General features: G+C 41.3%; 19 protein-coding genes. 18 read left to right on the forward strand and 1 reads right to left on the reverse strand.

Features of this window, described 5'->3' with window-relative positions; all coding sequences use genetic code 11:
• Nucleotides 1-239: 239 nt before the first annotated feature.
• From BUB77_RS04445 to BUB77_RS04505, 13 genes are all read left to right on the forward strand, one after another.
• The gene (locus BUB77_RS04445; RefSeq protein WP_073273331.1) at nucleotides 240-974 is read left to right on the forward strand and encodes a tyrosine-protein phosphatase; all 735 of its coding nucleotides are present in this window, start codon (nucleotides 240-242) and stop codon (nucleotides 972-974) included.
• Nucleotides 975-1,311: 337 nt separating this feature from the next.
• Nucleotides 1,312-2,577, forward strand: a complete 1,266-nt coding sequence (locus tag BUB77_RS04450) for an FAD-dependent oxidoreductase (RefSeq protein WP_073273333.1) — start codon at nucleotides 1,312-1,314, stop codon at nucleotides 2,575-2,577.
• 283 nt (nucleotides 2,578-2,860) lie between these two features.
• A complete protein-coding gene (locus tag BUB77_RS04455; protein ID WP_073273335.1) occupies nucleotides 2,861-3,739 on the forward strand; it encodes an ATP-binding cassette domain-containing protein in 879 nt (292 codons plus the stop codon).
• On the forward strand, nucleotides 3,740-5,992 hold the full coding sequence (locus BUB77_RS04460; RefSeq protein WP_073273337.1) for a hypothetical protein: 2,253 nt from the start codon (nucleotides 3,740-3,742) through the stop codon (nucleotides 5,990-5,992).
• Entirely contained in the window at nucleotides 5,982-6,725 is a 744-nt protein-coding gene (locus tag BUB77_RS04465; protein ID WP_073273339.1) for a hypothetical protein, read from the forward strand. The genes BUB77_RS04460 and BUB77_RS04465 overlap by 11 nt, the downstream gene beginning before the upstream one ends.
• Nucleotides 6,726-6,855: 130 nt before the next feature.
• A complete protein-coding gene (locus tag BUB77_RS04470) occupies nucleotides 6,856-7,410 on the forward strand; it encodes a helix-turn-helix domain-containing protein (protein ID WP_073273341.1) in 555 nt (184 codons plus the stop codon).
• Between the two features lie 195 nt (nucleotides 7,411-7,605).
• Nucleotides 7,606-7,950 carry a P-II family nitrogen regulator gene (locus BUB77_RS04475; RefSeq protein WP_073273343.1) on the forward strand — a complete coding sequence of 115 codons (345 nt, stop codon included), beginning with the start codon at nucleotides 7,606-7,608 and terminating at the stop codon, nucleotides 7,948-7,950.
• Between the two features lie 182 nt (nucleotides 7,951-8,132).
• Nucleotides 8,133-9,329, forward strand: a complete 1,197-nt coding sequence (locus tag BUB77_RS04480; protein WP_330392491.1) for an ABC transporter ATP-binding protein — start codon at nucleotides 8,133-8,135, stop codon at nucleotides 9,327-9,329.
• Nucleotides 9,330-10,199, forward strand: a complete 870-nt coding sequence (locus BUB77_RS04485; RefSeq protein WP_073273346.1) for an ABC transporter permease — start codon at nucleotides 9,330-9,332, stop codon at nucleotides 10,197-10,199.
• Nucleotides 10,200-11,015: an ABC transporter permease gene (locus BUB77_RS04490; protein ID WP_073273348.1), complete on the forward strand. Its 816-nt coding sequence runs from the start codon at nucleotides 10,200-10,202 to the stop codon at nucleotides 11,013-11,015.
• Between the two features lie 13 nt (nucleotides 11,016-11,028).
• The gene (locus BUB77_RS04495) at nucleotides 11,029-12,084 is read left to right on the forward strand and encodes an ABC transporter substrate-binding protein (RefSeq protein ID WP_073273350.1); all 1,056 of its coding nucleotides are present in this window, start codon (nucleotides 11,029-11,031) and stop codon (nucleotides 12,082-12,084) included.
• Nucleotides 12,085-12,346: 262 nt separating this feature from the next.
• Nucleotides 12,347-13,702, forward strand: a complete 1,356-nt coding sequence (locus BUB77_RS04500) for a putrescine aminotransferase (RefSeq protein WP_073273908.1) — start codon at nucleotides 12,347-12,349, stop codon at nucleotides 13,700-13,702.
• A gap of 153 nt (nucleotides 13,703-13,855) precedes the next feature.
• Nucleotides 13,856-15,340 (forward strand): aldehyde dehydrogenase family protein, encoded by a 1,485-nt coding sequence (locus tag BUB77_RS04505; RefSeq protein WP_073273352.1) that lies wholly within the window; start codon nucleotides 13,856-13,858, stop codon nucleotides 15,338-15,340.
• 168 nt (nucleotides 15,341-15,508) lie between these two features.
• Here the strand turns inward: BUB77_RS04505 and BUB77_RS04510 are convergent, their stop codons facing one another.
• Nucleotides 15,509-17,143 carry an ABC-F family ATP-binding cassette domain-containing protein gene (locus tag BUB77_RS04510; RefSeq protein ID WP_073273910.1) on the reverse strand — a complete coding sequence of 545 codons (1,635 nt, stop codon included), beginning with the start codon at nucleotides 17,141-17,143 and terminating at the stop codon, nucleotides 15,509-15,511.
• Between the two features lie 1,280 nt (nucleotides 17,144-18,423).
• Between BUB77_RS04510 and BUB77_RS04520 the strand changes: the two genes are divergently transcribed.
• The 5 genes from BUB77_RS04520 to BUB77_RS04540 all read left to right on the forward strand — a co-directional run bounded on the left by BUB77_RS04520 (nucleotide 18,424) and on the right by BUB77_RS04540 (nucleotide 25,755).
• Nucleotides 18,424-19,329, forward strand: coding sequence for an ABC transporter ATP-binding protein (locus BUB77_RS04520; protein ID WP_073273356.1), 906 nt, complete (start codon nucleotides 18,424-18,426; stop codon nucleotides 19,327-19,329).
• The gene (locus tag BUB77_RS04525; RefSeq protein WP_073273358.1) at nucleotides 19,329-20,537 is read left to right on the forward strand and encodes an ABC transporter permease subunit; all 1,209 of its coding nucleotides are present in this window, start codon (nucleotides 19,329-19,331) and stop codon (nucleotides 20,535-20,537) included. Before BUB77_RS04520 ends, BUB77_RS04525 begins: the two co-directional genes overlap by 1 nt.
• A gap of 487 nt (nucleotides 20,538-21,024) precedes the next feature.
• Nucleotides 21,025-22,131, forward strand: coding sequence for an ArsR/SmtB family transcription factor (locus tag BUB77_RS29045; protein WP_170866576.1), 1,107 nt, complete (start codon nucleotides 21,025-21,027; stop codon nucleotides 22,129-22,131).
• Between the two features lie 14 nt (nucleotides 22,132-22,145).
• Nucleotides 22,146-23,969, forward strand: coding sequence for an ABC transporter ATP-binding protein (locus BUB77_RS04535; protein WP_084123915.1), 1,824 nt, complete (start codon nucleotides 22,146-22,148; stop codon nucleotides 23,967-23,969).
• On the forward strand, nucleotides 23,962-25,755 hold the full coding sequence (locus tag BUB77_RS04540; protein WP_073273360.1) for an ABC transporter ATP-binding protein: 1,794 nt from the start codon (nucleotides 23,962-23,964) through the stop codon (nucleotides 25,753-25,755). Before BUB77_RS04535 ends, BUB77_RS04540 begins: the two co-directional genes overlap by 8 nt.
• The last annotated feature ends 261 nt before the right edge of the window (nucleotides 25,756-26,016 follow it).

Genomic DNA, 26,016 nt, shown 5'->3' on the forward strand with positions numbered 1-26,016 from the left:
GGTAGTGTGAAAATTAGAAAGCAATTTTCACACAAGAATGAGCCTGCGAAAGCCTCGGCTCAATCTTGCGGCGCGTTGGGAGGGTGTGAGCGGTAGTGTGAAAGTTAGAAAGCAATTTTCACATAAGAATGAGCCTACTAAGACCTTGGCTCAATCTTGTGGCGCGTTGGGAAGATGTGATCGGTAGTGTGAAAAAGTGGTATTAATAAAATGTGACAGAAATAAAAGGAGTTTATTGAATGCAGAAAATATCGATACCCCTTCCTCTTACCGGAGCGAAAAATGTCAGAGACCTTGGAGGCTACCGGACGGAGGATGGAAAAGTTACAAAGAGTCATTCCCTGCTGAGGGCAGATGCCCTTAACAACCTGACGGAGGAGGATTGCAGGATGCTTTATGAATACGGAGTACGCTGTATCATAGACCTGCGCTCCCTGGAAGAATCGGAAAGGGAACCGGATAAGCTGCCGGGAATTTATAAGGACATTGAGTATCTCCATGTCCCCATTCAGGATCATGTGAGAGCCAGCCGCTATTCAGAGGAATTTCCGCCCAGCATGTGGCAGCTGTACCGCTGGCTTTTGGATGACAGCAAAGAAAGCTTTAGCCGTATATTTAAAACCATCGGAAAGTACAATGATTCCTGTGTGCTGTTTCACTGCTCCGGGGGAAAGGACAGAACGGGCACCATTGCTATGCTCCTGCTTAAGCTGGCAGGTGTGGAAGATGGGACTGTAATTGCAGACTATGCGGCTACACAGGAGTATATGAAGGAGATATTTCCCTGCCAGGTAGCTGACCTGACTGCCAGAGGACTTGTGGTACCTCATTATGTAATGGAATCACCGCCGGAAAATATGAGGCTGACACTGGAATACTTGTATGAGAATTATCAGAGTGCAGGGAAATATTTTAAAAGCATCGGATTATCAGATGAAGAGATAGAAAAACTGAAGAAAAAGCTTATAGAATAGAGGAAAGGCCTTGCAGAAAGCAAATGGGAAACCATTGTCTTGCTGCAGGGCCTTTTAATTCTATTAAGGAAAACGGACTTACTCAGAATATAGGGTATTTCTTTGCTATTTTTCATTATATTTTCCAATCTTTTTACAAATGAAAGAGCAAAAAACTAAAATTCAGCTTATTGAGGAGAAAATAGTACAAAAGAGGAAATGATATAATTTATAAAGTTTTAAATTATTAAGACAATAGTAAAATCAATACAAAAAATCAATAGAATTAATAAGAGGGATATTTAAAAACAGAAAAAAAAGAAAAATAAAAAAGAAAAACAGAAAGGCAGAGGAACAAATGAAAATAATTATTACAGGCGGCGGCTGGGCCGGATGCTCTGCAGCGTATATGGCTAGAATGCAGGGAGCCGAAGTTGTTTTACTGGAGAGAACGGATTCCCTTTTAGGAACCGGTCTGGTTGGCGGTATCATGAGGAATAACGGAAGATTCACCGCTACGGAAGAAATGATAGCCATGGGCGGAGGAGAAATCTTCCGCATAATTGATAAAAACTGCCGTCATACCAATATCAGCTTTCCGGGGCATGAGCATGCAAGCCTTTATGATATTGCCAAAACTCCTACGGCAATCACAAATTACTTAAAGGAAATAGGCGTTCCAGTGAAGCTTCAGGAAAGAGTGGTAAAGGCACAGGCAGAGGATGGGGTCATAAAAAGCATAGAAACCTCAAAGGGTAATATTTACGAAGGCGGCGCCTTTATAGATACCACCGGAACGGCTGGTCCCATGCATAATTGCAGTAAATATGGCAATGGGTGTGCAATGTGTGTTATAAGATGCCCGAGCTTTGGCGGAAGAATAAGCCTTGCAGGCTTATGCGGTGTCCAGGAAATAACCGGACAGAAAGCCAACGGTACCAAGGGAGCCATGAGTGGCTCCTGCAAGCTCTATAAAGAATCACTTGCACCTGAAATTGTAGATACCTTAAACCAGAAAGGAGTTGCAGTAATACCCATACCGGAAGAATTCATTGAAAACCATTTAAACGTTAAGGCCTGTCAGCAATATGCATTAAAGGAATTTGCAGAGAATATCATCCTTCTCGATACCGGTCATGCAAAGCTGATGACACCCTATTACCCCCTGGAAAAGCTGCATAGAATACCAGGCTTTGAAAATGCCCGTTACGGGGACCCTTATTCAGGAGGAAAGGGCAATTCCATGAGATATTTCAACATGTCTCCCAGAACCAATGACCTTAAGGTAAACGGTATGAAAAACCTTTTTTGTGCGGGGGAGAAGGCGGGACTATTGGTGGGACATACGGAAGCCATCGTTACCGGAGTCCTTGCAGGCTATAACAGTGTCAGATTCTTACAGGAAAAGCCTTTGCTGACCTTATCCAGAAAAACGGCCATCGGAGAAGCAATCGCCTATGTAAGAGAAGAAATGCAGACCGAGGAGGGGCTTGGAAAGAAGTATACATTTTCAGGCTCGGTCTTCTTTGACCGTATGAAAGAACTTGGGCTGTATGAAACGGACATCAGTAAAATCAGGGAAAACGTTGAAAGAGAGGGACTGCTTAACGTATTTGCTTCCTGATGGTTTGCGTTCAGACAAAAGAAAAAATCCAGGGCGGCTGCCTTGGATTTTTTTGATGAGAGCCTAAATTCAGTTTTACAAGGTTTGGGGCTCTTTTTAGTTTGTCTGCCATGGCGGTGGGAACTTTGCCATTCGTTTCCCTATGTGACGAATCTCTCACCGGAAAGTCACAGAGATGTAAGCTGAAAACTTTATTATATGTGTAAACCATGAGAGAAGGAGACTTCACATCATTGGCGGTGCGGAATAAAAATATACTAAAAAAGGAGTGTTAACAGCATTTATGAAAATCAGTATCAAAAACGTGAGTATGACATACAAAACAGGAAAAAAGGCACTAAGCAGCATGAGTTTGGAAGTGAACAGCCCGAATTTTATAGGACTTTTGGGTCCCAACGGTGCTGGAAAAAGTACCTTTATGAAACTATTGGTATCGAAGATAATACCGACAGCCGGCGAAATTATTGTTGATGGTAATCCAATCCAAAAACACGAAAAAGAACTCAGGAAGCAGTTGGGTTATTTGCCCCAAAGCTTTGGTTTATATGACGAATTAACAGTTTATGAGTTTTTGGATTACATGTGTGCATTAAAAGAAATAAAAAATAATGTGAAAGGCATTATCGGACAAGCTATTGAACAGACTAATCTGCAAGAAAAAAGAAATTTCAAAATTAAAACTCTTTCAGGCGGTCAGAGGCAGCGTGTTGGTATAGCACAAGTATTGCTTGGTAATCCTGAGCTAATCATTTTAGATGAGCCTACAGTTGGACTTGACCCGGAAGAAAGAATTAAATTCAGAAATATATTTTCACAGACTGCAAATGACAAAATAGTGTTACTATCCACTCATATCATCGATGATATACAAGCCATTTGCAATAGAATTATAATCATTAATAACGGTACGATTTTATTTGACGGAACTTCACCGGATTTAATAAAGGCTGTACACGGACATGTTGGTTTTATTGAGGAAAAAGATAACGGGGCTTTAGAAAAAAGCATTGGAGATAAGTACATAATCACATCCAAATTGTTTACCGGTAATGGCATCTCTTGCCGTGTTATCGGCAAAGAAATAGAAAGCTCTATTCCGCTGATAGAGCCCACCCTCGAAGATGCGTACACATACGTCATACACAATGGGGGTGTCCATTAAATGAGGAATGCATTTTTTGCCTATGAAACAAAGCGGATTCTGAAGTCCCGATTTACTCGAATAATAATCCTGCTGGCGTCAGTTTTTCCTTTGATTGGTGCACTGCTCGCGCCATACCTTAACGAAGATATCAGCAGCTTGATATTTGGAATAAATAGCTCTACTCGTTTGTCTCAAACGATACTTTTTCCGGCAAAGGCAGGGGCAGTACTTTCAACTCTTGCCTTTACTGCACTAACAGTTTTTGAATTTGACAAAATACTTCGGTTTAGAGTGAATTATATCATTGAACCAATATCAAGCTCTATCAAGATAAATTTAACCAAAATTACAGGCTTACTGTGTGCTGGTCTTATTTCAACAGTTGGTTCAATAATAATTATGATCCCTCACTATATATTTAACATGGGTAGCCTGACCAAATTTAGTTATTTCCTGCTCAGTTACTTCCTAATAATTTTTGGTTCGATTGTGTTGGCAATACTTATGACCGCAGGATTTTATCTTATATTCCGGAACGTTAATATAACCTGTATTATTATGCTTTTGGCGGTGCTCTTTAGTTTTTTGGCAGGAACTATTGATTATCAATATATGTGGGTCCAGACAGGTGCCAGTGGATTTTCTGAAAATTTCGGAAGCGGAAATATCGTTCCCGGAATGCTCTGGAATCGGTTGTTTGGATTATCGGTAGCTATGTCCATATTTTTATTCGGAATATTGTGCGATAGATGTTATGAAAAAGGATTATTTAAATCTCTATTTAAAAACTGTCAAAAATATAAATTGCTACCGATTTGCTTTTTGGTTTCTCTTTTTGGAGTATTTTTTGTTTTTGATAATGAACCAATTTTCAAATCACTTTCGCTTACGGACTTCACATCAATGGTGATCAGCGGTAAAAAAGACACGCCTGTAAACACCAAAGTCATGGGAACTTCAAATATATTGGTAGATCTTAAGATAGAAAAAGACAAAAATTATGCTGCCGGTGCTTATTCTCAGGAACTGCAAAACGGCACGGATAAGCCTCAAAGCATCTATTTGGAATTAACAGACGGCTACCGCATTGATGAGCTTAAGTTAGACAACGCAGACATAAGCTATACGCAGGTTTCCCCCAAGCTTTTAAATAGCGCAAAAATTAGAAATGTTTTTGAAATCAGCATTCCCAAAAACACGAAAGCTAAACTAAATATAAGGTATTCAGGTACACCGAAAACCTTAAGTATAAATAAAGATTTTTCCGCAGGAATTAACAAAAATTATGTTAGTCTGGGGCGCGCTATGGACATTGCTCCGGTTGTTTGTGTTGAACAAAATGATAAAAGGATTGAAGGAACAATAAAAATTGACTCAAATTTTACAGTCATAACTCAAGGAGATAAAAATTGCAAAATTTCTGAACAAGATGGTTTTACTGCCTGGAGCTTTTCTTGTGATAAATTAAGTGATTTATCTGTGACAGCCGGGCGATATGGAATATTTGAAAGAAATGTAAAGGGAACAAATGTGGAGTTTTTTTATCCAATGGCTGCGGGCAAAGAATTTGAATCCAGGGGAAGTGACACGCTCGATATATTCTCGTTCTTTTCGGAAAAATTTGGGCCGCTGGGCAGAGGTAGTCTTAAAGTAGTTGTAACATCAGGAGTAAAAGGCGGAAGTGGAATTCAAACAGGAAATATTTCTTATATTTCAGAAGATTGTTTGACAAAAAAGCCCAACGGGGATTCATCCCAAGCCTCTTCTTCCGACACGTTTGCTTTACTGACGCATGAAATTGCTCATCAATGGTGGGGCGGTGGAATAGATGCATCTAACGCAAGCAGCGATAATCAAATAGATAAAAATCATAATGAATGGTCAAATGAAGCTTTTGCGGATTTCAGCACTTATTTATTCCTGAAAAACAAATTTGGAAAAGATTATGCAGAAAATTTATTGCTGAAAAAATGGAAAGAAGGAGCAAAGGAATTGAATCGAAACTTTTATCGAAGAAATCCTGAATATATGAACAAATTATCAATGCTTCCAAAGTACAACGTCTCATTATTTTTAAGAGGTTATAAAATTTATGCTTTGGGACCACTCACAGTTTACAATGTTTATGATCGCATTGGGGAAGACAATTATTATAATTCCATGAAAGTTATCTACAAAGACTATTATGACAAAAAAGATAAAAAACTATCTTTTTCTGAGTTTTTAAATATTACTGGTGTCACAGAGGAGGCAGCTGTCAATGGATATTAAAATTCTTAAATATGAACTGAAAAGAATCATTTTTTCAAAGATGTTTGTAATAACTTTCATAATTGCACTTTTCTTTTCAGTGATTGACCTCTACACAGAAATAATACAAGGTGTTTCTGGTACGGCACCTTTTTCTCAGTGGAGTTATTGCAAGTTTTTGTGTGACATAAATACGATTATGTTATTAATTCTAATGCTTTCCTGCACAGGACTTTTTTCCAGAAACGAACAAAGAGTAAGAGAAATTACTTCATGTACATCTTTACCACAGAAAAAGTATTTGGCTGCAAAAAGTTCAGCCCTGTTTATTTCTTATTTCATTATTGCGATATGTTGTATTTTGATGAGTCTGGTGTTTTACAAGACAACTTTTAATTTTACAACTTTTAAAAGCTTTTTATTGCCGCTCTTAATAATATTACTTCCTACTTTTGTGTTTGTTTTTGGAACAAGTATGTTTTTAGGCAGCAAAAGCCAAACTTTGCTTTATGCCTGGATTCCAATTGTTTTGATTTTGTCATTGATAAGTTTTAACAGCTCACCGTTTCTTGATATTTTCGCCAAAGGGTATGTGACTTACATGCCTTCAGCTTTGCCCGTTGATAGCCTCGGTGAACCTGTTTTTAGTTTATCCTTAAATTTTATAATGAGCAGGCTGCTATTTACTCTTGTAGGAATGGTTTTATATGTGGCTTCCTTTAAGAAGCTTTCTGGAAAAACCTTAAGAAGTTAGTATAAGCCTATTAAGGCAAGAGATAGTGGTTTTGAAAATCACTCTATCCAAAAATACTGTCTTGACAAAAAATAAAATACAGTGTAATATGCGTTAAAACGCACATGGATAGAAGGGGAGTGAGAATCCGGTGGAGTACATAACACAAAATGTGGCAAGAAATCTGAAAAGAATCCGTAAGAACAAGGAGATGAGCCTGGACGATGTATCCAAGCAGACGGGTATCAGCAAAAGCATGCTTGGGCAAATCGAACGGGGAGTATCTGTCCCTACGGTAGAAACGCTCGGCAAGCTGGTAAGCGGCCTCAGGGTATCCTTTAATTCCCTGATCAGCTCGGAAAAGAATGATATTATTACGGTAAATAAAAAGGATCTGGCTCCCTCCTATATCAGTGAAGATGCCAGGTACAAGGCTTATGAATATTTTCCCTACGAGGAGGACAGAACCTTCGAGGTATATATGATGGATCTTGAAGCCCACTCCGGCTATCTTTCAGAGGGACATGGGGATAATACCTATGAATTCCTGACGGTGTTCACAGGGACACTGACCCTTAAGGTGGATGGGAAAACCTATGAGATAGAAGCAGAGAATTCGATTCGTTTTCCTACTAACAGCAGCCATGAATATATCAATAATGGGGACGTCATAGTCAAATTTTCCGTGACCTTTACCTGGGATTAAAAATATTTGCAAAATAGCTATTGACAATATAACGCACAAACGTTATAATTCATTTAATTAAAAACGGAATGATTGTAAATTCATTCCATCAAACAACGGCGTTTAAGAGACTTCCTCTTAAGCGCCTTTTTTTCATTCCGGTGAATTCATCAGGAATGGTACAGGAAGACCTGTTCCCAGAAAGGAGCGTAAATTATGAAGGAAATAACAATGTATATTAAACCGGAAAAGCTGGAGGTAGTAAAGGAAGTTCTTCAAAGTCACGGCTGCGGCGGTATGTCCGTTATGAGCATTATGGGCTGCGGAATCCAGATGGGAGATACCAGGACAGTTGATTTTAAGGGCCTTCGGACCAATATTAATCTGATTCCCAAAATTAAGGTAGAGGCAATTGTAAAGGATGAGATAGTAGAAGAGCTTTTGCTGGATATCCGGGATAAGGTTGCCACCGGCCAGGCCGGTGACGGTAAGGTGATTATTAAGAGTGTGGATGATGTTATGAGAATACGGACCGGAGAGCGGGGAAATGACGCAATATAGCAAGGAAACGACGCAATATAGCAGGGAAATAATACAATATAGCGGGGAAACGACGCAATATAGCAAGGAAATAATACAGGGATAAGCGAGGATGCTGACTTTACAGAGGGTCGGCATTTTTTAGTTTAAGGAGCAAGGTGTGCTGGATGCTTTAATACGGTACTATTAGAAAGCAGTGTGGCTTGAAGAAGAGACAGAGACAGGATGGTGTTATACGATATCTTGCAAAGAATGGAGTGACAGGGATGACTGGGGAAAGAAAAGCTATTGTAGAAATTAAAAACGTAAATAAAATCTATGCTGACAATCATGTAGTGCATGACCTGAACCTTGAAATCTATGAGGGAGAGTTTCTGACAATGCTGGGGCCGTCCGGATGTGGAAAGACCACTATACTGAGGATGATAGGCGGCTTTGAAGAACCATCGGGGGGAGAGATACTGGTAGAAGGAGAGAACGTTGAGGAAAAAGAGCCCTTTGAGAGGAATGTCAATACGGTATTTCAAAGCTATGCCCTCTTTCCCCATCTTACCATCTTTAAGAATATCGCCTATGGCTTAAAAATGAAGAAGGTGCCCAAGGAGGAAATTAAGAAAAGAGTACAGGAAATGTTAGAGCTGGTGCAGCTGAACGGCTATGACAAAAGGTATCCCAGCCAGTTATCCGGCGGGCAGAAGCAAAGGGTGGCAATAGCAAGGGCACTGATTAACAATCCCAAGGTACTGCTCCTGGATGAACCCCTGGGAGCTCTTGATTTAAAGCTTCGGAAGGAAATGCAGCTGGAGCTTAAGAACCTTCAGAAAAAGCTCGGTATTACCTTCGTCTATGTTACCCATGACCAGGAAGAGGCCTTGACCATGAGTGACAGGATTGCCGTCATGAACAAGGGCTATCTGGACCAGCTTGATACCCCGGAGGGCATCTATGAAAAGCCCCGGACGAAATTCGTTGCTGACTTCATTGGTGAATCCAATATCTTTGAAGCAACTGTCAGGAAGGTAAAAGGGAACGTGGCAGAGCTGGGAATAGAGGTAGGAGATGCTTTGGCCCGGGCGGATAAGGAAATGACCTTTGAAGCCATGGAAATGGTTCATATCTGTGTAAGGCCTGAAAAAATGCGGTTTTCCAAAGAGGCAAAAGAAGGCTTTACATTATGCGGAATGGTAAAAGAACAGATTTATGTAGGAAATATCATTAAGAGCAATGTGGTTCTGCCAAACGGGCAGGTCGTAAAATTAAGCCGCATGGATGTGGATGATGTGCCAAAGGTCGGGGAGTTTGTCAGCCTGTACTGGAATCTGGAGGATGTAGTAATAATGAAGTCCAGAGGGCATTTAATCCGCAATGTAATCGAAAATGTGAAGCTGGGAGGGAATTAGATGAAGAAAAGCCATAAATTCCGAAATAAAACAGCACCTCTGCTTGCCACAGTTTCTCCCGTTACCCTCTGGCTGATACTGCTGGTTGCGGCACCGCTTATCTATGTATTCTTTTTAAGCTTTTTAAGTACGGACGGCTATAATGTGGTATACAAATTTACTTTAAAGAATTATGCGGAATTGTTAAATCCCACCTACCTTGAAATCTATGCCAACTCCTTTATCCTGGCATTTTTTACGACCATAGCCTGTATTCTGTTTGGTTATCCCTTTGCCTATTCTATGGCAAAGGCAAATAAGCGAAAGAAGGCGGTTATGATGCTTATGCTGATGATACCCTTCTGGACCAATTCCCTGATACGGTTAAATGGCTGGAAGACACTTCTTGGCAAGACGGGGGCATTCAATTCCCTTCTTTTAAATCTTGGACTGATAGACCAGCCCGTTGAGATTCTTTACACAAGAGGAGCAGTAATTCTTGGAATGGTCTATATTCTGTTTCCCTATATGGTACTGCCGCTTTTTGCATCCATTGACAAACTGGATATGAGCCTGCTGGAAGCTTCCAAGGATCTTGGAGCAAACCGGGCAAAGACCTTTTTAAATGTGACATTGCCTCTGACTTCCCCGGGAGTTTTCTCCGGAACCATTCTGGTATTTATACCGTCCCTGGGTTATTTCTTTGTATCGGACATTATGGGAGGGGGTAAATCCCAGCTAATCGGAAATCTTATCGAAAATCAGTTCAAAGCAGCTAATAACTGGCCTTTGGGAGCCGCCTTCTCCATGCTCCTTATTGCTATTATCATAATCATGGTAACTGTTTATAAAAAGACCGGCGGTGATATGAAAGATTTGGGGGTGCTTTAGATGAAAGGTAAGAAAAAAGCTTCGGGAAAGGTATTATCAGGTATTTATACCCTTTTGGTTTATGCCTTTCTCTATCTGCCCATTGGTGTGGTAATCCTGTTTTCCTTTAATACCTCCAAGAGAAATATTGTAATGGAAGGCTTTACTCTGGAGTGGTATGGAAAGCTGTTTGAAAATGAGCCTCTGCTACGGGCCTATGGCAATACCCTGATTGTAGGGCTGTGCAGTACTCTGATAGCAACCATTATCGGAACCCTTGCTTCCTATGGCATGTCAAAGTTTAAGTTCAGAGGGAAAAGCATTATAGACACCCTGTTATATATTCCGGTGGTTATTCCGGAAATTGTACTTGGTATTTCTCTTTTGGCAATCTTTAATCTGTCAAGGATACCAATGGGGCTTATCAGTTTAGTCATAGCCCATGCAACCTTTTGCATCCCCTTTGTAGTATTTACGGTAAATGCCAGGTTCGCCGGTTTTGACAAATCCGTGGAGGAAGCGGCCATGGACCTGGGAGCGGGAAGAATCAAGACCTTCTTTACCGTAACCCTTCCCATCATTCTGCCGGGAGTGATATCGGGAGCCTTTTTGTCCTTTACATTATCCATTGATGATATTATCATCAGCTTCTTTACCACAGGCCCCGGAAGCAACACCTACCCTTTAAAGGTAATGGAACTGACGAAAACGGGTATCACCCCGGATGTATATGCCCTTTCGACCATTGTACTGATTGTAACGGTCACACTGGTAATAGCAGCCCAGAGAGATACAAAAAATTCAAAACATAAGAAAAATAAGGCTACCACATTATAAGGAGGATGGATTTATGAGAAAATGGAAAGGTATCTTACTTACAGTAACGGCCCTTATGGCAGTCCTTGCACTGGCAGGCTGCGGCAAAGGAGCAGGAAAGAACGGAACCTTGAATCTGTTTATATGGACGGAGTACATCCCGGATTCCGTTATCAAGGGCTTTGAAAAGGAAACAGGAATCGATGTGCAGATGCAGACCTATTCCAATAACGAGGAAATGATTGCAAAGGTAAAGGGAAGCAGTGCAGGCACCTATGACATTGTATGCCCCAGTGACTACATGGTAGAAAATATGATTTCCCAGGATATGCTGTCTGAATTGGATAAATCAAAGCTTACCAATTATAACAATCTTGATTCTACTTATTTAAATAAAAGCTTTGATCCGGACAATAAGCATTCCATTCCTTACCTTGGCGGAGCAGGGGTCGTTATCTATAACAAGAATATGGCTCCGGCAGGAGCGGATTTTACAACTTACGCAGAGCTTTTCAAGCCGGACTACACCAACTCTCTGGTGGTGCTGGATGATTTCAGGGCAATTATCGGTGTCACTGCCATGAGTATGGGCTATGACATGAACGAGACCGATGGGGCGAAGCTAAACCAGGTAAAAGAAAAGCTGCTTACCCTAAAGCCGAATATCAAGAGCCTTGACAGTGATTCCCCCAAGACATTAATGATAACGGAGGAAACAAAAGCCGGACTGTTCTGGAGCGGAGATGCTGCCATTGCACTGGAGGAGAATAAGAATCTTACGGTGGCATATCCCAAGGAAGGCATGTACCTGTTCCTTGATAACCTTTGCATTGCAAAGGATGCTAAAAATGCGGATAACGCCTATAAATTCATCGACTATGTCTTAAAGGCGGAGACAAACAAGGAAATCGTAAGTGAATTCCCTTACCTGAATCCCAACAAGGCAGGCGTGGCGTTAATGGGCGAGGATTATAAAAACAACCCTGCTATCAGCATACCGGCAGAAGAAATCAGCAAGGGAAAATATGTGCAGAATATTGGAAAAACAGTTGATACCTACAGTGAGATGTGGGCGGAATTTACAAAATAGAGATTTATTTCAAAGGGAGCTATCCAAAATTATAAGCAGCAGCGTGTAAAAGAAGGACACCTTAGCATTCCATCTTTTTATGCAGCACGCAGATTGGCTTGCTGTATGCAATTGAAAAGGTCGTAGAAATCACATTTTGATATCATGTTTGGAAGGCTGAAAGAAAATATTAAATTAAGAAAGGATGCCATAAGTATTCTTTCAGCCTGTTTTAATAATGGCAGTACTGCAGAAAGGTTTGCGGTATACAATGGGTTATTTTATGAAAAATAAAGAGCAGGTAGTAGAGGAATTAAACAAAGTAATCAGATTTATTCATAGCGAAGAGCTGACAGAGGAAGAGAAAAAGGAAATTACCAGGGAAACAGTGGAATACTTTGATACCTATGTCAGCCCCGGATGGTTGAAGTACAGAAAGTCTGTTTCAACCAACGCTGCAGTTGTGGAGTGGAAAGATTATGGAGCATACTGCTCCGGATTATACGGAGAGGAATTTATTGACTGCCTTGGAGGCTTTGGTATCTATACCTGCGGCCATAGAAATTCCGAGATTATCGATACGGTAAAAGCTCAGTTAAATCATCAGGCACTGCATTCCCAGGAGCTGCTGGACCCCTTAAGAGGTTATCTGGCCAAGGCCGTGGCTGACATTACACCAGGTGACCTGGAAAAGTGTTTCTTTACAAACGGCGGGGCGGAAGCAGTGGAAATGGCCTTAAAGCTTGCCAGAATCGCAACGGGAGGCAGGTGGTTCATTTCTACTGTGGGAGCCTTTCATGGAAAATCCATGGGAGCTGTCTCCATGGCCGGAAAAGGCACCTACCGCGCTCCTTACACACCCATGGTACAGCAGGTGCAGCATGTGGAATACGGCGCAGCAGAGGATGTCCGCAAGGCAATCCGTAACCTGAAGGCCGTGGGAGAAAAGGTGGCCGGCGTCATTCTTGAGCCTATTCAGGGAGAAGCGGGTATAATCATACCTCCCAAAGGTTATTTGAAGGAAGTAAGGGAAATCTGTGATGAATACGGAGCGGCCTTAATCTTTGATGAAATCCAGACAGGTATGGGAAGGACGGGAACGATGTTCCGCTGTGAAGCAGAAGAGGTGGTGCCGGATATCATGACCTATGGCAAGGCCTTTGGCGGCGGTATCATGCCCATAACCGGAATTATCTGCAGGCCCCACTTATGGACGGAGGAGCTTATTGATAATCCCTGGCTTTTAGGCTCGCCCACCTTTGGAGGCAACCCCCTTGCCTGCTCCGCTGCCCTTGCTACTATAAAATACATGCTGGAAAATGATGTTCCCGGCCAGTGCAGGGAGAAGGGTGAATACCTGATTGCGGGAATTAAAAAGCTCTTTGAAAAATATCCGACGGTAATACAGGATGTCCGCGGTATCGGCCTGATGATTGGACTTGAATTTGTAACCAGCGATGTGGGTTACAGCGTTGCAAAGGGAATGTTTGCAAGAAGAGTGCTTACGGCAGGAACACTGGTGAATTCCAAGTGTATCCGTTTTGAACCGGCTGCGGTTATTACCTATGAGGATATGGACAATATTCTGGTACGTTTGGAAGAAGCTGTTATAGATACGAAGGAAGAATTTAAATTATAAAAACAGAAGTTTTCTAATTCCCATGTTATCAATCCCATGTTTTGTTAACAGATGTCATTACAGTATTATGGATATTACAGTGTTACGGATATTACAGTATTTCGGATTTTACAGGTATTGCAGATATTACAGGTATGGCAAAAGGAGGCATTTATGGATTTAAAGAAGAATTATATAGACGGAGAATGGGTTCCTGCCCTTTCAGGGGGAACCAGGGAAATTATCAATCCTGCCACCGGTGAGGTGATTGCTAAGACGGCAGAGGGAAACATAGAAGATGTAAGGTTAGCCATAGCAGCGGCTAAGGAAGCCTTTTATGTAACCGGCGAATGGAGAAGGATGGATTCCCAGAAGAGAGCGGATATTATCCTGAAAATTGCGGATATCATGGAAGAGAGGCGGGAGGAATTAGCCAGGACCGATACTCTGGATAATGGTAAGCCCTTAAGAGAGGCGGAGGGGGATGTGGATGATGCAATCCATTGTTTCCGCTATTATGCCGGTATGATAAAGGCACCTTACGGAGGAGTTTACGATGTGAACGATAATTTCGGCAGGATGCATTCCTATACCATACATGAGCCCATAGGCGTCTGCGGGCAGATTACACCGTGGAATTATCCGCTGCTGATGGCAGTCTGGAAGATTGCCCCGGCTCTTAGTGCCGGCAACTGCATTGTATTTAAGCCCAGTACCAATACTCCTCTTTCTTCCGTTATCCTGTTTGAAATAATGGAGAAGGCAGGAGTACCCAGGGGAACCGTGAATCTGGTAATGGGCGCAGGAGGAAGTGTCGGCCATGAGATTGCGGCAAGCCCCGATGTGGATATGGTAACCTTTACCGGCAGTACGGAGGTAGGGCAGGATATTGCCAGGGCAGCCATTGGAAATCTTAAGAAGGTGGGACTGGAGCTGGGAGGCAAGTCCCCCAATGTGATTTTTGCAGATGCCGACTTTGAGGGGGCCGTTGAATGGGCGATGATAGGCATTTTCTTCAATCAGGGTGAGGTATGTTCGGCAGGCTCCAGAATCATAATCGAAGAAAGCATCAAGGATAAATTTGTTGCAAGGCTGGCGGAACGGGCCAATGCCATGACTCTGGGAAATGGCCTTGACAATCCGGATATGGGGCCTTTGGTTTCCGAAGCCCATATGAATACCGTCCTAAATTATATTGAAACGGGAAAAAAGGAAGGTGCAGACCTTGTTTGTGGAGGCTGCCGCTATACAGAGGGCGAATGTGCCGGGGGTTACTTTGTAAGACCTGCCATCTTTGATAACTGTACCCCGGATATGACAATTGTGAGGGAAGAGATATTTGGACCGGTAGTGACCATTCAGACCTTCCGTAGGGAGGAGGAAGCCATAAAGCTTGCCAACGATACCATTTACGGGCTGGCGGGAGCGGTCTTTACAACGGACGGAGCCAGAGCCTTAAGGGTTATTAAGGAAATCAGGGCAGGTATTACCTGGATCAACTGCTATAATCCGACCTACAATGAAGCTCCCTGGGGAGGCTATAAGATGAGCGGTTATGGCAGGGAACTGGGTATTCAGGGATTAGAGGAATATCAGGAGGTGAAGCAGGTGAATATAAACCTGACTCCTGGAATTGCAGGATGGTATGAAGAAAGATAGATAAGCCGCAGGCACACTTTTGATATGCTTGGAAGCTAATATAGAGATTTCATATACAATATCTTAGATAATAATAAACCCCAGAAGCTTTTTAATGAAAGCCCCTGGGGTTTTTCAGCGTTGAAAGTATATCCAATATACCCGGCTGTTTTTGCAGAACCGGTATGTTTAGTTATTGTCATCCTCACGGTCAATCTGCATTATCTGTCTCTTTCTTGCAAATTCATCGTTATCCAGGTATTCATCGTAGGTAGTTACCTTATCGATCAGTCCGTTGGGAGTAAGCTCCATAATACGGTTGGCAATGGTCTGTACGAACTGGTGATCCTGGGAAGTGAAGAGGAGTACACCGGAGAATTTCATAAGACCGTTATTTAAGGCGGTAATGGACTCCATATCAAGATGGTTGGTAGGTTCATCCATAACAAGGACATTGGAACCGAGAATCATCATTTTGGAGAGCATAACCCTTACTCTTTCACCACCGGAGAGTACATTTACCTTTTTAACACCTTCTTCGCCGGCAAAGAGCATTCTGCCCATAAAACCTCTGACATAAGTAACATCCTTTTCGGGAGAGTAGGGCATAAGCCAGTCAACAATCGTGTCCTCCGATGCAAAGTAACTGGTGTTATCCTTGGGGAAGTAGGACTGGCTGGTGGTAATTCCCCATTTATAGCTGCCTTCGTCCGGCTCGATTTCCCCGGAAATAATACGGAACAGCAGGGTAGTTGCCTGGGTGTTGGGACCTACAAAGGCTGCCTTGTCTTCATGGTTAATTGTAAAGGAAATGTTATCCAGTATCTTAACACCATCTACGGTCTTTGAGAGATTGGTAACTGTCAATACTTCATTTCCGATTTCGCGGCTCGGTCTGAAATCAATATAGGGATATTTACGGCTGGAGGGACGGATATCATCCAGCTCGATTTTCTCCAATGCCTTTTTACGGGAGGTAGCCTGCTTGGATTTGGAAGCGTTGGCGCTGAAACGCTGGATAAATTCCTGCAATTCCTTAATCTTTTCTTCCTTCTTCTTATTGGCTTCCTTCATCTGCTTTACCATTAACTGACTGGATTCATACCAGAAATCATAGTTGCCGGCATAGAGCTGAATCTTGGCATAATCGATATCCGCCGTATGGGTGCAGACCTTATTCAGGAAATAACGGTCATGAGATACTACGATTACTGTGTTTTCAAATTGAATGAGGAATTCCTCCAGCCATCTGATAGCTTCCATGTCAAGGTGGTTGGTAGGCTCATCCAGAAGAAGAATGTCGGGATTTCCGAATAAAGCCTGGGCAAGAAGCACCTTTACCTTCTGGTTGCCGTTTAATTCGCTCATCATCTTATAGTGCAGGTCTGTCTCAATACCAAGTCCGTTAAGAAGAGTAGCGGCATCGGATTCTGCTTCCCAGCCGTTCAAGGTAGCGAATTCACCCTCCAGTTCGCTGGCTCTGATTCCGTCTTCCTCCGTAAAGTCTTCTTTGGCATAGATGGCATCCTTTTCCTTCATGATATCATAAAGTCTCTGGTTTCCCATAATAACAGTATTTAGTACATCATACTGGTCATATTTAAAGTGGTCCTGCTGCAGGAAGGAAAGTCTCTGACCCGGAGTAATGATGACATCACCCTTGGTAGCTTCCAGCTGGCCGGAGAGAATCTTAAGGAAAGTAGATTTACCGGCACCGTTGGCACCGATCAAACCATAGCAGTTTCCTTCTGTGAACTTAATATTTACGTCTTCAAATAAGGCTCTTTTGCCAAGCCTTAAGGTAATATTACTAGCCTGTATCATTTTAATACCCATTACACCACAAATCTAAGCTGAAAGAAGGGCATGTGGCATCCTTTCATATCTATTATTTTCTTTCAACTGTTATCTCGGTTATTGTGAAATCACATTCATTTCTATTTTATCGTATATTCTCCAATTTGCAAGCATTTTCTTACGTGCAGCACGACATATACATGAATCTTTTACCTGTCCCAATTTTAAAACTAACAGATAAAATGATTTTGTTCATATTTATTTACTCATGTGTTTATTTTGTGAGGGTTGTAGTAATGGGAAAAGGGGAGATTGGGAACGGACGATGATCTTGTCTTACCTTTCGTAATTTTCTCGTTCGGGGTTCCAAATTCCACTAAAATGCCGGCAGCTGTTCCTGGCAGGTGAAATTATACCAAACTCGCTGGAAGGTTGTATTGATGTAGAGCTGTGAGCTCAGACAGTGGTATAATTTTACCTAGGAACAGCTGCCGCCATTTAAGTGTCATTAGGGAACTCCTCAATAGAAAATTTCGAAAGGTAAGCCAAAATCATCTGGGGATTGGCAATAATCCCTTGGACAGTTGTTGTGTTGTTTTGGTCTCAGCGGTTTTGGGCACAGCAAACGCACAAGACCCAATATAGGTAAAATAGTGCCACTGTTTGATCTTGATAACTAACACAGCCATAGTTGTTACAACGAGTTTTGCACTGATTTGCCTGCCAGTTACGTTTTCTGTCATTTTAGTAGAATAAGGGCTCTTGCGTAACAAAAGGACAAAACACCCCCCTAGGTCATCGTCCACCATAAACTTCCTTCATACGTTTGTCGTGTACATGCGGCCTTACAGCAGTTACATCAGGAGATACTTGTCAGTCTGCTAAAAGAATATTGAATCACCTGACAAATGCTCCGTTTGAATATAATATCAGGCAGTTTGCACAAAATAGAACGATGAATGCGCCTATGGAAATGTATTAGAGGTCCTTTTCTCTGAAGCTTTTGTGCTATATCCTCAAACAGATTGTTTGAGCTAGCGAGTTATCTGTTTGAGGATATGTCCAGCGCAAAAGCTTCAGAGAATTAGGACCTCTTATACATTGGAACCGAAGCATTCATCGTTCTATTTTGTGTAAACTGCCGTCCCCATTGTGTAAAACTAGCTTTGTAGTCCAACTCAATAATATCTTAAAAGAATTGTAAGATTCTTTTACTTGAATAAATTTCTGATTATGGATAAAATAAAAAGGTAAAATTTGTTAGGACACGTCTTAGTTACTTTAAAAGTTTCAGGAAAGAGGTAAGTTTGGAAACAGTATTAAAAGTTGAAAATCTGTATAAGAATATTAGCAGACACCCTATTATCAAAGGAATCTCTTTTTCGGTAAAGGAAGGGGAAATTTTTGGCTTCTTAGGCCCCAATGGTTCCGGTAAGACAACCACCATTAAGATGCTGGTGGATTTGATTTCCATGGATGCCGGAAGTATCAGTATTATGGGATATAACATCAAAGAGAAAAGGGAAAAGGCATTGAAACATGTGGGTGCGGTGGTGGAATCACCGGAGCTTTACAGTTATTTGTCGGGTTATGAGAACCTTTCCCAGATTGCGCGTATCAGAGGAATACCCGGGGAGAAAATCGACGAGGTGGTAGAGCTTGTCGGGCTTACAGGGCGTATACATGATAAGATGAAGAAATATTCCCTGGGAATGAAGCAAAGGCTGGGCCTTGCTGCAGCACTGCTGCCGGACCCCAAGCTTCTTATTCTGGACGAGCCTACCAATGGACTGGACCCCAATGGTATGATTGAGCTGAGAAATATCCTAAAGCGGCTTGCCAGGGAATACGGTATGGCGGTATTTGTATCCTCCCATATTCTCGGAGAGATACAGCAGCTTTGTGATACGGTCGCGTTCATTGAAAATGGTGTCATTACCTCCGTTGAAAGTATGACAGCCGTACATGAGACTTATATTTATGCATTGGAGACTGCCAAATCAGAAGAAACCCTTGGATTGTTAAAGAACATCCAGGGCATAGGGAATATCCAGGAAGCAGAAAACGGTTATACACTGGAGCTGAAAGACAGAAAAGCCAGTGAGGTATTACGGGATATCATACAGGCCGGTATTGAAGCAGAAACCTTCTCAAAGCACTTAAAAGAGCTGGAAGAGCGCTATATGGAATTAATCAAAGGAGGTATCCGCTGATGTTTCTGGGACTATTAAAAAATGAGCTGATTAAGCTATTTGCCAAAAAGAAGACTTTTATTATCTGGGGATTGTTCATACTGCTGTGTGTGATGCTGGTGGTCGTGAATGAGACGGCCGAAAAAAATTATTTAAAATACAACAGCCCCAAAGCCCAGGTCGAAAATCTTACAAGAGAAATTGCGAACCAGGAAGATAATTTAAAGAGTATCCAGTCCGATACCAGTATTTCAAAGGATGATAAGAAAATAAATATAGAACAGACAAAAGCCTACCTGGAAAGCTTAAAACAGCAGCTTGTGTCTGCAAAGGCATCTCTGGATAGCAGTACAGACTGGAAAAGTAATTTAAAAAATCAGATTGAAGAACAGAAAAAGGTTGTGGATTCCACCAGTGATACGGACTCCAAAAAGGATCAGGAAAGAGAATTAAAGCGGCTTCAATTGCACCTTGATAACAATGTGCCGTTGAATGACCAAAATTATAACACAGGTATTAACTTTTACATTTTGAACATCACAATGATTGCCGCAAGCTTTCTTGCCATTGGACTGACCTTGTTTAACGGAGATAATGTCTCCAATGAATATAATCCGGGAACTTTAAAGTTCCTTTTGGTACAGCCGGTTTCCAGAATCAAGGTGCTTCTTAGCAAGTATGTTATCATGCTGCTTAGTTCAACGGTGCTGATTATGGTAACGCAGTTTCTCTTCTTTTTGGGAGTAGGTATCATAAAAGGCTTTGGAAGCTTTAACCGGCCCTATCTTGTAGGACTTAAATATGAATATGTTTATACAAACGGCCAGAAATTTATCTCGGAGGTCTCCGGCAGCGGACATTATATATTACTTTGGCAGTATTTGCTGGAAGCCCTGGTCTTACAATTACTATTCCTGATAGTTATGGTGACCTTTATCCTGATGATATCCACCATATCCAAATCCAGCGTAGTAACAATGACAGTATTAATCTGTGCAATTCTGGGAAGCAATATTGTGTACAGCCTGTCAACCACTTACCGTAAGGCTTCGCCTTTTATCTTTTTGCATTATGCGAACATCGATGATATCCTTACGGGACAGATAGTGATGAGGACCGGCTCGTTCCTGTTTACCTGGCAGACAGTGGCGGGGGTATCGGCTTTGTCAACGATTATCTTTTTAGGAGTATCACTTTGGGTCTTTAAAAAGAGGGATATTCAGATTTAATTATAAATATTTTTTAGGGAAGCTGCTGTATATAGTTGATTGAGCTAAATACAGCAGCGTTTTAATTGGAATTATCTTTCTCATAAAAATACCATTCTGCTTCTTTATTCAACTTCTTAGCTCGTAAAAATACCAATCTGTTTCTTTAATTTATCCTATTATCACGAAAAACCATCCGTCTCAATCCCAATTTATATCACTTTAACTGTAGCCACAATTTTATTAGGTTGACGGTTAATTTGTAAAAAAACATATTAGATAACTATCAAATATAAACGTAAAATCTGGTCTCAATTTACTGTTAGGCTTTCTGATAGTACATAATATACTATTTATATTGCCTATTTGTATTTAAAAGAGCATTTAATTACTTATACAAACATTTATAAAAGATAATCATCAACTAAAAATATAAGATAATCATCAAATATTATTGACAACATATTAGATGTATGTTAAATTAAATAAAACGCTACGGAGGTGGAATATGGAAATCGGTACCTATAAAGTATATACGGAGCCAAACTGGGAATATGAATTGGTAACCTGCATACTGGAAAAAGACGGAGAAAGAGAAGAGGAATCCATAAAAGCAAGAAGAGCCTATATGAGCCAGAAGGAAATTGAAGAATTTCTTTTCAAAATTAAAGAATTCAAGGAAAAAGTACTTCAAAAGGTATTGCCCATTTATGATAATTATCCGGATATTAAGCCTTATTTTATTAACAGTGCCATTGAAGATGACGGCAGGGCAAGACATGTGCTGGCAGCTCTTGCCAGCCGCAGACAGCTTTTACAGGAACATACTCCTGCTGAAATTGATGATATCATGCTGGATACCTTTGATAATCTGGCAAAATCAATGGGTTACAGTAACCTCAGGGAAGAAAAATTAAAAGACCTGTCCGATATCATAACCTTTATAAAAGGAATAGAGGAAGAGGACAGTGTGAAATTCCGCTTAATTATGCTGTTTACGGAGAGGCATACGATTTTGCCGAGAATTCGGGAGTTTGTGAAGGAAGGCGTAGAGGTAATAAAGGAATATTACGGAATTATACAGAAGGATTATGAAAACGCAGTTGTTTCCTTAAAGGATAAAAATAATATGGTAGATTACCTGGAGGAACTGGATGTGATTAAGCTGGGAGATGTTGAAGAGATGGCTGTGCAGCCCTGCATTGTCACCTATAACCAGCTTTCCATCGACTGGGTGGAGGATGATGACAGGCTTATTATAGCGGATACCGGCATTTACATGCTGTTACCGGAAGTAATGTCAAATGACTATCTAAAGAATGATACAAAAACAATAAGCGCTTTAAAGGCCTTAGGGGATGCAACCAGGCTTAAGATAGTCCATATGCTTTCGGGAAAGAAGATGTATGTTCAGGAAATTGCAGACGACCTTGGACTGACACCGGCCACCGTATCCCATCACATGAATATTCTCTTACAGGAGAGGCTGATCAGTATAATCATAGATAATGTTAAAGCAAAGAAAATCTTTTATGAAATCAACTCATCCAAAATAAAGGAATTGGGTGAAGCTATCCAGCTGCTTGGAACAGTGGACGCTAAGGAGCAGGAATAGAGGGAGGAATCGGCATGGAAAATGACTTGAAATATCCTGTGGGGCAGACATTAAAGAAGATGCTTCATTATGTTACCACAGCAGATAAAAAGATTTATCTTTATTTTATCATATTTACAATTACCGGAGGAATGTACCCGCTTTTTTCCGTCCTACTGCCAAAGTATCTGCTGAATGAGATTACAAAAGCGGGGGGAGATGCTAGCGGCATCCTTCGGATTGTACTAATCTTTCTGATACTCATGGCAGTTTTCGGTTTCACCCGTACTTTTATAAGAGAGGTGACTATACCAAGAATAATCTACCTCAGACTTAGCTACCTCGGAAAAACCATGGATAAGCTGGTAAGCATTGATTATAAATATATGGAGGATGCTTCCTTTTTCGAAGACAACAGCAGGGCGCTGGATTCCACCAACTCAGATGATAACGGGGTGGAGGGAGTTTACACAAAGCTGTTTGATGCAGGACCCATTGCCTTTACCTCACTTGGTCTGATACTTTTTATCGGAAAATTAAATATATGGATTCTTCTTGGACTGCTTCTTAACGTAGCAGCCGGCATCTGGGTCAAGAGAAGCGCCTATAAGTATAGCTACAAAAGAAAACAGGATGTTGCCCATGCCGATAGGAGAATGAAGTACTATTATAATACCACCCATGATTTCGGATTTGGAAAGGATATCAGGCTTTACCGTTTCCAGGACAGAATAAATAAGAACTACAGCCAGGAAATAAAGGGCTTTGTTAAGATACAGCGAAGCATCAAAAACAGGGAGTATTTCCTTGGAATGTTTGAAATTCTGGCCTTTCTGATCAGTAATGCCCTTACCTATGCCATCCTGGTATATAAAACCGTAAATGGTATGTCTATCGCAGATTTCTCCATGTATATAATTGCTGTTACCACACTCACGGTTATGCTTGGTACCCTGGCGGACCAATTTAGTTATATCTTAAATGAAGGCCAGTATGTTTACGATTATTTTAATTTTATCGATACAGATTTAGGAGATAAGGCATATAAGGAAAAAACACAGAATGCAGAAAAGCTTAAAAAGGGTGAAACTCTTGAAATTGTGTTTGATAATGTAAGCTTTTGTTATCCGGGTACGGATAAATACATCTTTAAAAACTTAAACTTTACCATCCATAAAGGAGAAAAGTTAGCAATTGTCGGAATTAACGGCGCAGGAAAAAGTACTCTTGTAAAGCTTATGACAGGTCTGTTTGCCGCGACCGAAGGAGAAATCCGGATTAATGGCATACCTGTTTCAGAATTTAATAAGAAGGAACTCTATGCCATGTTCTCGGCGGTATTTCAGGAAATTAACGTACTAGCCTATACAATTAAGGAGAACATAGCCTGTTCTTCCCTTGTAATGGATGAAAAAAGGGTAATAAAAGCCCTTGAAAAGGCAGGGCTAAAAGAAAAATTAAAAACACTTCCCAAAGGCATCGATCAGACTATGCTGAAGGTAATCGAAGAAGACGGAGTGGAGTTCTCAGGTGGTGAGAGCCAGAAGTTGGCCATTGCAAGGGCACTTTATAAGGATGCCAGTATGGTTATTATGGATGAACCCACAGCGGCGCTGGATGCTCTGGCAGAAGCGGAAATCTATGAAAGCTTCAGCGATTTGGTTTCGGGAAAAACAGCTGTTTATATTTCCCACAGGCTTGCCAGTACGAAGTTCTGCGACCGGATCGCTTTCTTTGACGGAGACGGCCTGAGGGAATACGGGAGCCATGAGGAACTGATGGAAGCACAGGGTGCATATTATAACATGTTTATGGTACAGGGGAAATATTACAACGAGGAGGTGGCAGTCAGTGAATAATGTTAAAACTTTAAAAAAATTCATCAGTATAAGCTTTAAGATATCGCCTTCTTACTTTTTTCTGCTGATTTTTCAGTCAATGCTGGGGACGGGGCAGATATTAGTGAATGTCATACTTCCCAAATTTCTGGTCGATGAATTGGTAGGAGGCAGGAACCGTGATAATCTGATTCGTTTTGGCTTATATATTGTTCTTTCCAATGTAGTATTTTTATTCCTGAATAAAACCATGAAACGAATCATGGACGTGCGAAACATCTATATGAAGGAAAAGCTGAACCAGGCAATGGCAGATAAGATTATGAAGGTGGAGTTTGCCTGTCTGGAAGACCCATATTATCTGGATTTAAAAGAAAGAGCGGTTTTTGCCTGCCGGACTATGAGCGCTCTGGAAAATCTGATTGGAAGTGTGGCAAAGGTACTGAATAATACAGTGACTATTCTAAGCCTTTTAGCCGTTATGTTTACCTTGAGCCCAGTTTTTGTACTGCTCCTGCTTCTGACCATATCCATTTCTATCATAGCTCAAAAGATCTTCTCCAAATATCAGCTTGGGTGTTATCAGGAATTAATTCCTATTAACAGAAGATATGGCTATTATGTGGGGGTCTGCTATGAAGGAAAGTACCAGAAGGATATCCGTCTGTATAATATGAATCAGATGTTAACGGACAGAATACTGTATTATAACCGTAAAATATATGAGTGGGCCAAAGTCTTTAATAAAAAGAACGGAGCATTTCAGGGGTTTATCGGTATAATCAATGACCTTCAGGCAGCCATTGCCTACGGATATGTTGGTATCCGCGTGCTATCCGATAAGCTGGGAGGAAGAATTGGAATCGGTTCCTTTACCATGTATGTATCGGCAGCCATAAACTTTACAACTGCCGCTACGGATCTGGGCAGAAATATTATGGCAGTTATCCAGATGCTGGGCTATCTGCAGCCCTTTATGGAATTCATGTCCCTGCCCGATGAGGCAAAAAGAGAGGGCTCAGTTCCTTTTGAAGGAGAAGTGGAAAGCCTGCGCTTTGAGAATGTAACCTTCCATTATCCAAAATCCGAGCAGCTGGTGCTGAAAGGAATTTCCTTTGAAATAAAGAAGGGAGAGAAAATCTCCATTGTAGGTTTGAACGGAGCCGGAAAGTCCACCATTGTAAAGCTTTTATGCAGGCTCTATAAGCCGGCCTCCGGCACTATCTATATCAATGGCAGGGATATCTACGAATATGAATTTACCAGCTATATGAAGTGCCTGGCAGCAGTTTTTCAGGATTATAAGCTTTTTGCCTTCTCGGTATATGAGAATATCAAAGGAGGAGAAGAAGAGGAAGAGAAGGGAGAACATCGTGAAAGAGTTGCCAGCCTGTTAGAGCAGGTGGGATTAAAAGATAAGATAGAGGAACTGAAAAGTGGAATGGATACCCTCTTTGGCAAGCAATATGATCCCGACGGCATTGAAATGTCCGGCGGACAGAGCCAGAAGGTAGCAATAGCCAGAGCGTTATATAAAGAAGCTTCCCTTATTATACTGGATGAACCTACCAGTGCCCTGGACCCTCTTGCAGAGGCGGAAATCTATGAGCATTTCAACCAGCTGGTAGGGGATAAGACGGCTATCTATATTTCACACAGGATGTCCAGCAGTGTATTCTGCGATAAAATACTGGTATTGGACGGAGGGCTCATAACGGATTTTGACAGCCATAAGAAGCTGATGGAGAGGGAAGAGGGAATGTACTATAAGCTCTTTAAGTCACAGGCTGTAAATTATCAGATATAAAATCAGAGGGTGGTGCAGTTTATATTATTGCACCGCCCTCTCATGACATGCACATGAATCTTTTTCCTGTCCCAATTTTAAAAACAGTATTTCTTCCCAATTTTCTGCATTTGCAATTATCTTAATTCAGGGGGATTGGGAAAACGGACGATGATTTTGGCTTACCTTTCGTAATTTTCTCGTTCGGGGTTCCGAATTCCACTAAAATGCCAGCAGCTGTTCCTGGCAGGTGAAATTATACCAAACTCGCTGGAAGGTTGT

Origin of the sequence: Anaerocolumna jejuensis DSM 15929 (assembly GCF_900142215.1) — a bacterium.
GTDB lineage: Bacteria > Bacillota > Clostridia > Lachnospirales > Lachnospiraceae > Anaerocolumna > Anaerocolumna jejuensis.

Excerpts from the sequence above, each read along its gene's own strand:
- BUB77_RS04490 (WP_073273348.1), top strand. The coding sequence starts at position 10,200 with ATGAAAGGTAAGAAAAAAGCTTCGGGAAAGGTATTATCAGGTATTTAT.
- BUB77_RS04510 (WP_073273910.1), bottom strand. The coding sequence starts at position 17,143 with ATGATACAGGCTAGTAATATTACCTTAAGGCTTGGCAAAAGAGCCTTA.
- BUB77_RS29045 (WP_170866576.1), top strand. The coding sequence starts at position 21,025 with ATGGAAATCGGTACCTATAAAGTATATACGGAGCCAAACTGGGAATAT.
- BUB77_RS04450 (WP_073273333.1), top strand. The coding sequence starts at position 1,312 with ATGAAAATAATTATTACAGGCGGCGGCTGGGCCGGATGCTCTGCAGCG.
- BUB77_RS04505 (WP_073273352.1), top strand. The coding sequence starts at position 13,856 with ATGGATTTAAAGAAGAATTATATAGACGGAGAATGGGTTCCTGCCCTT.
- BUB77_RS04455 (WP_073273335.1), top strand. The coding sequence starts at position 2,861 with ATGAAAATCAGTATCAAAAACGTGAGTATGACATACAAAACAGGAAAA.
- BUB77_RS04525 (WP_073273358.1), top strand. The coding sequence starts at position 19,329 with ATGTTTCTGGGACTATTAAAAAATGAGCTGATTAAGCTATTTGCCAAA.
- BUB77_RS04495 (WP_073273350.1), top strand. The coding sequence starts at position 11,029 with ATGAGAAAATGGAAAGGTATCTTACTTACAGTAACGGCCCTTATGGCA.
- BUB77_RS04460 (WP_073273337.1), top strand. The coding sequence starts at position 3,740 with ATGAGGAATGCATTTTTTGCCTATGAAACAAAGCGGATTCTGAAGTCC.
- BUB77_RS04485 (WP_073273346.1), top strand. The coding sequence starts at position 9,330 with ATGAAGAAAAGCCATAAATTCCGAAATAAAACAGCACCTCTGCTTGCC.
- BUB77_RS04535 (WP_084123915.1), top strand. The coding sequence starts at position 22,146 with ATGGAAAATGACTTGAAATATCCTGTGGGGCAGACATTAAAGAAGATG.
- BUB77_RS04465 (WP_073273339.1), top strand. The coding sequence starts at position 5,982 with ATGGATATTAAAATTCTTAAATATGAACTGAAAAGAATCATTTTTTCA.
- BUB77_RS04445 (WP_073273331.1), top strand. The coding sequence starts at position 240 with ATGCAGAAAATATCGATACCCCTTCCTCTTACCGGAGCGAAAAATGTC.
- BUB77_RS04500 (WP_073273908.1), top strand. The coding sequence starts at position 12,347 with ATGAAAAATAAAGAGCAGGTAGTAGAGGAATTAAACAAAGTAATCAGA.
- BUB77_RS04475 (WP_073273343.1), top strand. The coding sequence starts at position 7,606 with ATGAAGGAAATAACAATGTATATTAAACCGGAAAAGCTGGAGGTAGTA.